Below are 11,713 nucleotides of genomic sequence, written 5' to 3'. Positions count from 1 at the left end.
GGATGCCTATGCGTCTCTTGCGCTGGTCCCTGTTGCTGCTCGTCGCCTGCAGCTGGTCTTGGGCCGACCTCCAGGCGCAGCAACCGGGGCGCCGTGTCGCCCTCGTCATCGGCAACGCCGAATATGAGAAAGTGCCCGCGCTCGCCAATCCCGCCAATGACGCTCGGCTCGTCGGAGACGCGCTGCGCCGCGCCGGCTTCGAGACCGTCGAGCTGCGCACCGACCAGAACTCCACCGACTTCCGCAGCAGCCTCCAAGCCTTTGCGACCCAGGCAGAAGGCGCGGAGGCGGCTCTAATCTATTATGCCGGGCACGGCATCGAGGCGAAGGGGCGCAACTGGCTGATCCCGACCGATGCGGCGCTGACCGGCGCGGGGGACCTCGAGGCGCAGGCGATCGACGCCAACCTGGTTGTCGACGCGCTCGACAAGGCGCGCATCCGCGTGCTGGTGCTCGACGCGTGCCGCAACAATCCGTTCGGCGCCGCGTGGCCTGACGATGTGCGAGCGGTCAGCCGCGGCCTCGGTGCCATCGAGGTGGACAATGTACTCGTGATCTTCGCGGCGGCGCCCGGCCAGACCGCCGCGGACGGCACCGGCACGAACAGCCCGTTCGCGTCCGCGCTTGCCGAATATCTGCCGGAGCCGGGCCTGCCGGTGCAGTTCCTCGGCGGGCTGGTGCGCGATGCGGTGCTCGCCGCCACTAGCGAGCAGCAACGCCCGTTCATCAGCGCCAGCATTACGGGCCAGCCCTACGTCTTCGTTCCGCGCCGTAAGGCACCGGCTGCGATCAGCGGCGAGCAGCGCTGGATCGCGCGCCAGCCGTCGCTGCGAATGCAGGAGATCAGGGTCGGCCGCGCGGTGGCCGGCAATCAGTATCGCTATCGCGTCGAAGGGACCTATCCGACGCAGAAGCCCTCCGGGGAGCCGACGCCGCCGGCGACGCGGATCCAGGTTCGAACCACCGATGTCGCCAATGAAGGCGCCAGGAAGCGCGCCTATAACATTGCCGGGAAATGGCAGCCGGGCAGCCGCTTCGCCGTCGAGTTCATGATCCCGCGCACCTTCCTGGACGATGCGGTGCGGCCGATCCTGCGCCTGTGCATGGGCGATTCCACCGGATGCCTGGCAAGCCCCGACATGGCGCGGCCGCCCTCCTAGTATTCGCTCGCCGTGAGGAAGGTGGTTAACGGCGAAACTTCGCCTGAAAAGTAAGGAGTTCGCAACGCACGCGGCCGTATGAGCTAATCCTCAAGCCGGTCTTGCCCAGGGGATGCCGGCGATCAGGGGAGCGGAATTCATGGCCGGTGTCTTGGCGCAGGTTGAGCAGGGCGGCTTCAGCATCGATCTGAGCGCCCGCGGCTATCAAATCCACTTCCGCGCCAATGAAAGCAATCACTGCCCCGGCTGCGGCCGCGCCCAATGGCATGTCGGCCGCCTCACCGCGGAATGCGCGTTCTGCGGGACGGCGCTGCCGCTCGCCGAGGCGCATTGGAGCGAGAGCGGCAGCACGCCGCCGCGCTTCAGCCAGGTCGAGCCCGTCGACTGGTCTGATCGCCGCCGCTACGAGCGCAAGGAAGGTGACGGACGCGTACTGGAGCTGCTCGTCGACGGTCAGCGGCACGCCTTCACAGTGCATGACATTTCCGTCGGCGGCCTCAAGGGCGACGCGCCGATCGAACTGGAAGACGCGCAGAAGGTGGAGGTTGTGTTCGAAGGCGGCCGCACGGTGCCGGCCAAGGTCCGCTGGACCGAGGGCGAGCTGGCCGGCCTGTCCTTCACAGGCCCGGTGCTGATCGACCTCACCCGCCCCGCTTAAGCCTTCCAATCCGCCGCCCTCCTCCTCTAGAGGCGGGCGCATGCTGAACGACACGCACACAGCCATATTGTCGCGCATCTCGGCAGCGCCGGACCTTCCGGCGCTGGAGACGGAGCGCGTCGCCGCACTCGGCAAGCAGGGGGCGATCACCCAGCTGCTGAAGACGCTCGGCGGGATGTCTCCCGAGCAGAGGCAGGCCGAGGGGCCCCGCATTCACAGCCTGCGCGAGCAGGTGACGGCCGCAATCGCAGATCGCAAGGCGGCGCTGGAGGCGGCGGAGCTGGAACGCCGCCTCGCGACCGAGACGCTCGACATGACGCTGCCCGTCGCGACCGGCGAGCAGGGCAGCGTTCATCCAGTCAGCCAAGTAATGGACGAGCTGGCTGAAATCTTCGCCGATCTCGGCTTCTCGGTCGCGACAGGGCCCGAAATTGAGGAGCAATGGTATAATTTCACCGCGCTCAACATGCCGGAGAGCCATCCGGCGCGGGCGATGCACGACACCTTCTACCTGCGCGCGCCTGAGGGCGAGGAAGCGAAGGTGCTGCGTACGCACACCTCTCCGGTTCAAATCCGGACGATGGTGAACCAAAAGCCACCGATTTACGTGATCGCGCCTGGTCGCACCTACCGCTCCGACAGCGACGCCACCCACACGCCCATGTTCCACCAGGTCGAAGGTCTGGTGATCGACAAGGGAATCACGCTCGGCCACCTCAAATGGACGTTGGAGACATTCCTCAAGGCCTATTTCGAGCGTGAGGACATCGTGCTGCGCCTCAGGCCCAGCTATTTTCCGTTTACGGAGCCGTCCGCGGAGGTCGACGTCGGCTACACGGTGGTGAACGGCCGCCGCGTGCTCGGCGGCACCGAGGGGTGGATGGAGCTTTTGGGCTCCGGCATGGTGCATCCGCGGGTGATCGCCGCCTGCGGGCTCGATCCGGACGAATGGCAGGGCTTCGCCTTCGGCTGCGGCATCGACCGGCTGGCGATGCTCAAATACGGCATGGACGATCTGCGCGCCTTCTTCGACGGCGATCTCAGGTGGCTGCGTCACTACGGCTTCCGTAGCCTCGACGTGCCCACTTTGAGCGGAGGAGTGGGCGCATGAAGTTCACCCTATCCTGGCTGAAGGAGCATCTCGAGACGGACGCTTCACTCGACGAGATCGTCGAGACGCTGACGCGGATCGGGCTGGAGGTCGAAGGCGTCGAAAATCCGGCGGCGAAGCTGGCGCCGTTCACGATCGCGCAGGTGCTGACCGCCGAGCGCCACCCGCAGGCGGACAAGCTCCAGGTGCTGACCGTCGATGCCGGCACGGGCGAGCAGATCCAGGTCGTGTGCGGCGCGCCCAATGCGCGCGCCGGCATCAAGGGCGTCTTCGGCGCGCCTGGCGCCTATGTGCCGGGCAGCGACCTCACCTTGAAGGTCGCTGCCATTCGCCGCGTCGAAAGCCGCGGCATGATGTGCTCGGTGCGCGAGCTGGAGCTCGGCGACGAGCATGACGGCATCATCATCCTCCCCGACGAGGCGCCGGTTGGAGCCAGCTACGCTGCCTGGGCGGGGCTGGACGATCCGGTCATCGAGGTCGCCGTGACGCCCAACCGCCAGGATGCGATGGGCGTCCACGGCATCGCCCGCGACCTCGCCGCCGCCGGCCTCGGCACGCTGAAGGCGATCGAACTGCGCGAGATCCCCGGCAGCTTCCCCAGCCCGGTCGAGATCCGGATCGAGGATGAGGAGGGCTGCCCCGCCTTCTTCGGACGCGTCGTTCGCGGCGTGAGGAACGGCGCCTCGCCGGCCTGGCTTCAGCAGCGGCTGAATGCGGTGGGCCAGCGGCCGATCAGCGCCCTTGTGGACATGACCAATTATATCAGCATCGGCTACGGCCGGCCGCTGCACGTCTACGACCTTGCCAAGCTTCAGGGCGCCTTGCGCGCCCGCCGCGGCACGGCGGACGAGGAGGTGCTTGCCCTCAATGGCAAGACCTACCGCCTGGACCCCTCGATCACCGCCATTGCCGACGACAGCGGCGCGATCGGCATCGGCGGCATCATCGGCGGCGAGACGACGAGCGTCACCGAGGAGACGACCGATATCCTGATCGAATGCGCCTATTTCGATCCAGAGCGGATTGCGCGGTCGGGGCAAAGGCTGGGTGTCGCGACCGATGCGCGCAGTCGTTTCGAGCGGGGCGCGGATCCGGCCTTCGTCGAGACGGGCATTGCGCTGGCAACCCAGATGGCGCTCGATCTCGCCGGGGGTGAAGCCTCCGAGATCGTGCGTGTGGGCGCGCCGCCGCTCGATACGCTGACGGTCGATTACGACCCGCGACGGGCGGAAGAGCTCGGTGGGCTCGCGGTCGACGAGGACCGCCAGCGCGACATCCTGGAGCGGCTGGATTTCGGGGTGACCACTGGAAAACCTTGGAAAATCAAAGTTCCCACCTGGCGTCGTGACGTCATCGGATCGGCCGACATCGTCGAGGAAGTGATCCGGATCGAAGGCATAGACAAGGTGCCCGCGACCCCGCTTCGCCGGGCGCCGGGCGTTGCACGGCCGACGGCGACCCCCGAGCAGCTGCTCGAGCGCAAGGTCCGGCGCACCGCCGCCGCGCGCGGCCTGAGCGAGGCCGTGACCTGGAGCTTCGTTTCGGAAGCGGAGGCGGCGCCGTTCGGCGGCGGCGAGTGGGTGCTCGCCAATCCGATCAGCGAAGAGATGAAGTTCATGCGGCCGTCATTGCTGCCCGGCCTCCTCGCCGCCGCCCGCCGCAATATCGCGCGGGGAGCAACCGGGGTGCGCCTGTTCGAGGTCGGCCGCCGCTATCTCGCGGACAAGGAGCGGCCGACGCTCGGCATTCTCCTCGCCGGCGACCGCGACGCTCGACATTGGCGGACGGGGAAGGCGCGGAGCTTCGAGGCCTATGACGCCAAGGCCGAGGCGCTGGCGATCCTCGCCGCGGCCGGTGCTCCGGTGGACAATCTGCAGGCGCTCGGCGGTGCCTCGGGCGTGTATCACCCCGGGCGCTCCGGCCGGCTCAGCCTTGGCCCCAAGAACGCGCTGGCCGAATTCGGAGAGCTGCATCCGGCGGCTTTGAAGGCGTTCGACCTTTCAGGACCGGTGGTCGCGGCGGAGGTTTACCTCGACGCGCTCCCCCAGAAACGTTCGACCGGCCACATGCGCGAGCGCTACGCACCGCCGCTTCTCCAGGCGGTAAAGCGCGACTTCGCCTTCCTCGTGCCGGCCGAACTGGCCGCCGACGCGCTGCTCCGGGCGGTGCGCGGTGCGGACAAGTCGGCCATCATCGGTGTCAGCCTGTTCGACGTTTTCACCGGCCAAGGCGTGCCGGAGGGGCGGAAGTCGCTCGCCATCGAGGTGACGCTGCAGCCGGGCGAGAAGAGCTTCAGCCATGACGAGCTGGAGGCGATCTCCGGTCGCATCGTCGCCGCCGCCGCCAAGCTGGGGGCGGAGCTCAGGGCCTGATCACTGCGTCTGGACGAGCTGATCGTCCACCTCATAGGCGCCGTCGAGCCAGGCGATGACCTCGCGCGCGGCCGGATGGTCGAAGCCGCTGTAGATGTCGCGCAGCTCCGCCTTGCGCTGCGGACCGATGCGGTCGAGGCCGCGATCCTGGAAGGTCAGCAGGTCGGCGCGCAGGCGGCGGGCGAGCGGCTCGCCGAGCAGTGCCGAGGCGGCTTCATCGAAGGCGGCGCCATAGCTGTAGCCTCCGGCCTGCGCGTAGCTCATCGCCAGCGTCACGGCCGGAACGAGGCTCAGCATCGCCTGGCTGGCGGGGTTCACGCCATGCGCCGAGAGATGGTTTCCCATCGCCGCAGGGCGGCCGGTGAAGGCGCGCAGATGCAAATGCTGCGACATGCGCGGCCCGTCGTTGACGGGGTAATTGTCCCACAGGAAGGGCTTGCGCCCCATCTGTTCGGCGATGTGCTGCAGATGGTGGGGCGAAATCTCGCGTGCGCAGACTTCCTCGCCGGTCCACATGATCTCTATCGCCGGATCGAGCAGGCGCCCCAAATCCTCCAAATAGTCGGCTGGCCGCTGTCCGAAGGCGCGATCCAATACCGGATCGTCCGAATAATAGCTCGGGCAACAGAGAATGCGTGACGCGAGACCATGATCGGCGGCGTGCCCCACGATCTCGGCCTGGCGCTCGGCGAGGTCCGGGATGTCGCCGCGCATGTCGTCAAACAGGATCGCTAGATCGTCGATGGCGATGCCGGACAGCGCGTCGAGCTTGGCCTGGATCGTCGCTCGTGCGTCTGCGCCCTCGGAAAGATGGAGCTCGAATGGGCTGAGCCCGATGCCGAAGCGGACGCCTGCCCCGCGGCAGAAAGCGGCAAAAGCAGCGATATCCGCCAGCTCTTCATCCGGGTGCAGTTCCTGCCACTGGCGGCGGAGAAAGGCGTCGGCCTTCGGTGCATAGAGGTAGAAACGATAATCGTGAGGGGCGAGCGTGCGGACTACTTCGCGCCGCTCGTCCCAGCTCCACGGGCGGCCGAAGAACCCCTCGATGATGCCGAGCTCGGGCGTCACTGACCGTCATCCATCGCGTTGATCGCGGCGTGGACGCGAGCTTCTACCTCCCTGCGCGCGAGGCCAGGCGGGATCGCCTCACCCACCCGCATCGTGACGATGCCTGGGCGCTTGGCGAAGCGGCCCCGCGGCCACAACCTGCCGCTGTCGAGCGCGACCGGCACGACGGGTATGCCGAGCGATTTATAGAGGCCGGCGAAGCCGGGCTGGAGCGGCGGATGCTCGCCCGGCGAGACGCGCGTCCCTTCCGGGAAGATCAGGATCGGCCGGCCGGCCGCAACGGCAGCCTGCGCGGCCCTCAGCATCCGCCTGAGCGCGGCCGCGCCGCCCGCTCGATCGACCGGGATGATGCCATATTGCCGGGCGATTGCGCCCCAGCCCGGCATGTCCGCCAGCTCGCGCTTCATCACCACGGCGGGACGGTCGAGCAGCAGCAGGAAGTCGATCGTCTCGAACATCGACTGGTGCTTGGCGGCGACCAAGACGGCGCCGCGCGGCATCGTGCCTTCGACATGCGTGCGTATCCCGAGGAACACTCTGGCGCACCAGCGATGGTAGCGCGCCCAACGATATGTGGCGTCGATCAGCACCTCGCGCCTGATCGCGATCGCCACGAAGCCGGCCAGCACGGCCACCACCGTGCCGGGATAGAAGAAGAGTGCGAACAGCGTCGAGCGGATCAGGTTCATCAGATGCCGACGAGCGCGGCAGCCTGGCGCAGCAGATATTTGTTATATTCGAGGAACAGGGTGCGGAAGCTCGGCCGGCTCTGGATGGCGTCGGTGAGGACGTCCAGCCCCTCGGTCTCGCGCCTCAGCTCGAAGCTCGCACGCGGCATGTGCCAGTCGGTGGTCACCAGCCGCACGCTCTTGAACTTGTGGCGCGCGATCCAGCTGGCGGTCTCCTCGGCGTTGGAGCGGGTGTCGACCGACTCCCGGCCAAGGTCGATGCAGCAGTCGAACAATTGCTCGTCCTTGCCGTAGCGCGTCGCGAGCTCGATCGGCCGCACGGTGCGTTCGACGCCGGAGATCAGCATGCGCTCGGCCTTGCCGCGCTCGAGAAGGTCGAGGCCGCGTTCCAGCCGCTTGGCGCCGCCGGTCAGGACGACGATCGCGTCCGTCCGCCGCTCGTCTCCGGCCTGCGGCAGCAACACCACGAAGAGCGCGTAGCCGAGCACATAGAGCAACAGCAGGAGCGAGAGGATACGCGTGATCATAGAAGCCTGCCCAATGCCCGCAAAATCGTGGTCCGGGCAACCAATGTCGCGAGCACGACGCCCCCGATCGGCAGCGCGATCAGAATCAACCAGCTGACCAGCGGCAGACCGGCCGAACCGAGCAGCTCGGAGCCGAGCGCACCGACGCGATTGCCGATCACCAGCAGCACCAGGGACGCCGCGACCAGGCCGACAAAGCCGCCGAAAAGCGCATCGAGCGCAATCCTGCGCTGGAACAGCCGCGCCACCTGCACGTCGGTGGCGCCCATCAGGTGCAGGACTTCGATCGTGCTCCGATGGGTATCGAGCGCCGCCCGCGCCGCCAGCACCACGGTGGCCGCGGTCGCACCGACCATCAGCACCACCAGCCCGCCGGCGAGCAGCTCCAGCGCATCGATCAGCTTGGCGAGCGGCGCCAGCCACTGCGCGTTGTCGTCGACCCGCGCCGACGGCGCCACCTCCCGCACCGCGGCACGGATGACGTCGAGGCGGCCATAGGCTTCGGGCGTCAGTTCTGCATCGATCATTACAGGGATCGGCAGGTCGGCTTCCAGACCTCCCTCGCCCAGCCAAGGCTCGAGCAGGGCCTCCATCTCCTCGTCGCCGAGGCGGCGCACCGAAAGGATGCCGGCAAGCTTGCGGAGCTCCGCGGTGGCGATCCGCGCCTGCGCCTCGCGGAAATCGGGATTGGCCTCGACGATCTGCACCGTGATGCGGTTGCCGATCTCCGCGTCCAGGCTCTTGGCCGCGTTGCCGAGCCCCAGCCCTGCAGCGGCAGCCAGCACGGTCAGGAACATCATGATCGCCAGCACCCAGGGCATCGGCCCGGTCAGCCGCCCCTCCGGCAGCAGGCCGCGGTCGGCGGAGCCGAACTTTCGCTGGTTCGCCTTCACCGGCCGGGCTTGCGCGGCGGGTGGCGGAGGGCGCCGGTGGGGTCGGAGATCTGGCCCTTGTCGAGCCGCAGCATTTCCGACCGCGCGATGCGGGCGATGAGGTGGATGTCGTGGGTGGCGACCACCACGGTCGTGCCGAGCTTATTGAGCGCATCGAACAGATGGAGCAGGCGGGCGGCCATTTCGGGGTCGACGTTGCCGGTCGGCTCGTCGGCGACCAGCAATTCGGGCCGCGCGATGACGGCACGCGCGATGGCAACGCGCTGCTGCTCGCCGCCGGACAATGTCGCGGGGCGCGCCGTGGAGCGGTGGCCGAGGCCGACCCAGTTCAGCATCTCGGTGACTGGCGTCATGAGGTCACGGTCCTCGACGCCAGCGACGCGCAGCGGCAGCGCGACATTGTCGAACACGGAGAGGTGCCGGACCAGCCGGAAATCCTGGAAAACCACGCCGATCCGCCGCCGGAACCCCGGCAGGCGCTTGCGCGACATCGTCACGATGTCCTCGCCGAACAATTTGATGAGGCCGCGGCTCGGCCGCTGGGCGCAATAGAGCAGCTTCAAGAGCGACGTCTTGCCCGCACCGGACGGCCCGGTCAGGAAGTAGAATCCGCCCTCGCGCAGCGAGAAAGTGAGGTCCGAAAGCGTCTCCGCCCCGGTGCCGTATCGCAGCCCCACATTCTCGAACTGGACGATGCTTCCCTGGGCGTTCAGACCCGCCTCCGCTCAAACTGCCCCGCGCCAGCCATGGCATGGCGAAACCCTGTGCGTAAAGCGTGGCAATTGCTTGCAAGAACGGCCTTTCACGTGCTTAGATTCACCATGCACCAATAGGGGGCCTGTGCTTTCGCGATGATCCTTTCCTGTCCCGCCTGCGACACACGATATGTGGTTCCGGACAGCGCCGTCGGCGCGAACGGCCGACAGGTCCGTTGCGCCGCCTGCAAGACGAGCTGGTTCCAGGAACCGGCGACGGCCGAGGCGCGGGAGCCGGAACTCGCCATGGCCGGTGGCGCGCCGCCGCCGCGTACGGCGTGGGCCGAGGCGCCGCGTGCGTCTGCAGCCACGCCTGTCGCCGACGCACCGCCCCAGCCGGCGGCCGCTCCGGCTCCGGCCATCGAGGACCAGCCGCCGACGCCGTCGCGACCGACCCGGGACTATATCGGCCCCGAGCGGCGCGCGACCGCGGCCGAGGCCGATTACAACACCTTCGCTCATGAACCCCCGTTCCGGCCGCGCCGCAACCCGGCCAAGATGTGGACGGCCATTGCCGCCGGCGCGGCGGTGCTGATGCTGTCCGCGACCGCCGCCATTTCCTATTTCGGCCTGCCCACGATGGGCGGAGCCGCCGCCACGGCGCCGGCCGCGACGCCGCTGGTGCTCGAGCTGACCCGCAAGCCGGAACGCCGGATGATGGAGAGCGGCAACGAGCTGTTCGCGCTCTCCGGCCGCATCCTGAACCCGACCGATCAGGTGCAGCGCGTGCCGCAGATCCAGGCGCTGCTGCGCGACGAGCAGGGCCGGGTCGTCTACAATTGGGCGATTTCGGCACCGGTCTCGGAGCTCCAGCCGGGCCAGAGCGCGAGCTTCAACAGCGCCGAGGTGGACGTTCCCCGCACCGCCCACGCGCTCAGCGTGAAGTTCGGCCGGCTCTCCTGACAATTTGGTGAAACGGGCGCCGCGATGCTAGGCGGCCCTGCATGATCAAGCGCATCGGCATCCTTACCGGTGGCGGCGACGTGCCGGGGCTCAACGCCTGCATCCGCTCCGTCACCCTCAATGCCGACGATCTCGGCTGGGAAGTGGTGGGCTTCCGCCGCGGCTGGCAAGGCTTTCTCGAGATTGATCCACGCGATCCCGCCACCATCGCCGCCCACAGCCTGAAGCTGACGCGCGAAGGCGTGCGCGGCATCGACCGGATGGGCGGCACCATCCTCCACACCTCCCGCGTCGATCCGCGCACCCGCGACGAAGGCGACCGCACCGATCAGGTGCTACACGTGCTGGAAGCGCTCGGCATCGACGCCATGATTACGCTGGGCGGTGACGGCACCCTGCGCTTCTCCGCGCATCTTGCCGGCCGCGGCGTGCCGGTCGTTTCCGTCCCTAAGACGATGGACAATGACGTCTTCGGCACTGATTACTGCATCGGTTTCTCGACTGCCGTCAGCCGCTCGGTCGAGGCGATCAACGCGCTCCGCACTACCGTCGAGAGTCACGAGCGGATCGGAATTATCGAACTGTTCGGCCGAAGGAGCGGAGAAACTGCCCTGCTTGCCGGCTTCCTTGCCCAAGTCGACCGCACCATCATCGCCGAAGTGCCAGCCGATCTCGAGGTGCTGATGCCGCTGCTGGCGGAGGATATCGCCAGCAATCCCGCCAGCTACGCAATGTGCGTGATCTCCGAGGGCGCCTCGATCCAGGGCGAGGCGCAGGAGGACGAACTGTCGAGGCCGGCGGTCGAGCGCAGCGACGCCGGCGTCGGGCAGAGGCTCGGCAGGGCAATCGGCAAGCGCATCGGCTGCGGCACCGTGGTCCAAGAGCTCGCTTATCTGATGCGCGCCGGTGAGCCCGACGCGATGGACCGGATGGTCGGCTTCGCCTTTGGCGCGCTCGCCGTCCAGCTCCTCCAGCGCGGCGAGCGGAGAAGGATGGTGGCGCTGAAAGACGGCAATTACTGCCACGTGCCCATCGACACCCTGCTCCAGGGCCACAAATCAGTCGATGTGACCGGCCTCTACGACGCCTCGGCCTATCGCGCGCGGCTGATGCGCGTCGAGGGGATGCCCATGTTCCTCTATTGAGTCCGCGGCTCTTGGCCCGCTCCCGCGGGAATGACAGGATCGCGATTGAATGCGACGCCAAGCCGGACCCCTGCTGACGCTGCCCCCAGGGGACGGCATTCTCTATGCGCGCCTATCAGCGCATGCGAGCGCTGATCCTGGTGCCAGGGACGGTTTGAGATCGGCGTCAGAGCGCTCTATCTGTGCCGTTGCGTGCGAGCGGTGGCTCTGTTAGAGGCGCCGCTCTGCCGGACCCGGGCCATCATCCGGGTTCATTCACACGTGCGGTCGTGGCGGAACTGGTAGACGCGCAACGTTGAGGTCGTTGTGTCCGAAAGGACGTGGAAGTTCGAGTCTTCTCGACCGCACCATGATTGATCTGGATCGTCCGGTGACGATCCCAGATCAATCATCCGCCGGAGGTCCGGCTCTCTCCCGAAACAAGTTCAGCGT

General features: G+C 67.7%; 11 protein-coding genes and 1 tRNA gene. 7 read left to right on the top strand and 5 right to left on the bottom strand.

Going from position 1 to position 11,713, the window contains the following annotated elements:
• Window positions 1–8: 8 nt before the first annotated feature.
• From AC5JBD_RS03110 to pheT, 4 genes are all read left to right on the top strand, one after another.
• Window positions 9–1,160: a caspase family protein gene (locus AC5JBD_RS03110; protein ID WP_495720298.1), complete on the top strand. Its 1,152-nt coding sequence runs from the start codon at window positions 9–11 to the stop codon at window positions 1,158–1,160.
• 139 nt (window positions 1,161–1,299) lie between these two features.
• Window positions 1,300–1,818, top strand: coding sequence for a PilZ domain-containing protein (locus AC5JBD_RS03105; RefSeq protein ID WP_495720297.1), 519 nt, complete (start codon window positions 1,300–1,302; stop codon window positions 1,816–1,818).
• A gap of 40 nt (window positions 1,819–1,858) precedes the next feature.
• A complete protein-coding gene (gene pheS, locus AC5JBD_RS03100) occupies window positions 1,859–2,929 on the top strand; it encodes a phenylalanine--tRNA ligase subunit alpha (protein ID WP_495720296.1) in 1,071 nt (356 codons plus the stop codon).
• On the top strand, window positions 2,926–5,301 hold the full coding sequence (pheT, locus tag AC5JBD_RS03095) for a phenylalanine--tRNA ligase subunit beta (protein ID WP_495720295.1): 2,376 nt from the start codon (window positions 2,926–2,928) through the stop codon (window positions 5,299–5,301). Before pheS ends, pheT begins: the two co-directional genes overlap by 4 nt.
• Here pheT and AC5JBD_RS03090 read toward each other — a convergent pair whose 3' ends face one another.
• The 5 genes from AC5JBD_RS03090 to ftsE are packed head-to-tail and all read right to left on the bottom strand — an operon-like array spanning window position 5,302 to window position 9,191.
• The gene (locus AC5JBD_RS03090; RefSeq protein WP_495720294.1) at window positions 5,302–6,369 is read right to left on the bottom strand and encodes a beta-N-acetylglucosaminidase domain-containing protein; all 1,068 of its coding nucleotides are present in this window, start codon (window positions 6,367–6,369) and stop codon (window positions 5,302–5,304) included. It lies immediately after the preceding gene.
• A complete protein-coding gene (locus AC5JBD_RS03085; protein ID WP_495720293.1) occupies window positions 6,366–7,058 on the bottom strand; it encodes a lysophospholipid acyltransferase family protein in 693 nt (230 codons plus the stop codon). The genes AC5JBD_RS03090 and AC5JBD_RS03085 overlap by 4 nt, the downstream gene beginning before the upstream one ends.
• Complete coding sequence (locus AC5JBD_RS03080) at window positions 7,058–7,585, bottom strand: YdcF family protein (RefSeq protein ID WP_495720292.1); 528 nt, start codon at window positions 7,583–7,585, stop codon at window positions 7,058–7,060. The genes AC5JBD_RS03085 and AC5JBD_RS03080 overlap by 1 nt, the downstream gene beginning before the upstream one ends.
• Window positions 7,582–8,478, bottom strand: a complete 897-nt coding sequence (locus AC5JBD_RS03075) for a cell division protein FtsX (RefSeq protein WP_495720291.1) — start codon at window positions 8,476–8,478, stop codon at window positions 7,582–7,584. Before AC5JBD_RS03075 ends, AC5JBD_RS03080 begins: the two co-directional genes overlap by 4 nt.
• Window positions 8,475–9,191, bottom strand: a complete 717-nt coding sequence (ftsE, locus tag AC5JBD_RS03070; protein ID WP_495721174.1) for a cell division ATP-binding protein FtsE — start codon at window positions 9,189–9,191, stop codon at window positions 8,475–8,477. The genes AC5JBD_RS03075 and ftsE overlap by 4 nt, the downstream gene beginning before the upstream one ends.
• Window positions 9,192–9,329: 138 nt before the next feature.
• Here ftsE and AC5JBD_RS03065 point away from each other — a divergent pair, with 138 nt between their 5' ends.
• From AC5JBD_RS03065 to AC5JBD_RS03055, 3 genes are all read left to right on the top strand, one after another.
• The gene (locus AC5JBD_RS03065) at window positions 9,330–10,136 is read left to right on the top strand and encodes an MJ0042-type zinc finger domain-containing protein (protein WP_495720290.1); all 807 of its coding nucleotides are present in this window, start codon (window positions 9,330–9,332) and stop codon (window positions 10,134–10,136) included.
• 41 nt (window positions 10,137–10,177) lie between these two features.
• Window positions 10,178–11,281 carry a 6-phosphofructokinase gene (locus tag AC5JBD_RS03060; RefSeq protein WP_495720289.1) on the top strand — a complete coding sequence of 368 codons (1,104 nt, stop codon included), beginning with the start codon at window positions 10,178–10,180 and terminating at the stop codon, window positions 11,279–11,281.
• Between the two features lie 263 nt (window positions 11,282–11,544).
• A tRNA-Leu gene (locus AC5JBD_RS03055) sits at window positions 11,545–11,631 on the top strand.
• Window positions 11,632–11,713 lie beyond the last annotated feature (82 nt).

It is taken from the genome of Allosphingosinicella sp. (genome assembly GCF_059502505.1).
Note: the sequence above shows the minus strand (reverse complement) of the source record. Positions and strands in the feature narration are given on the sequence as shown.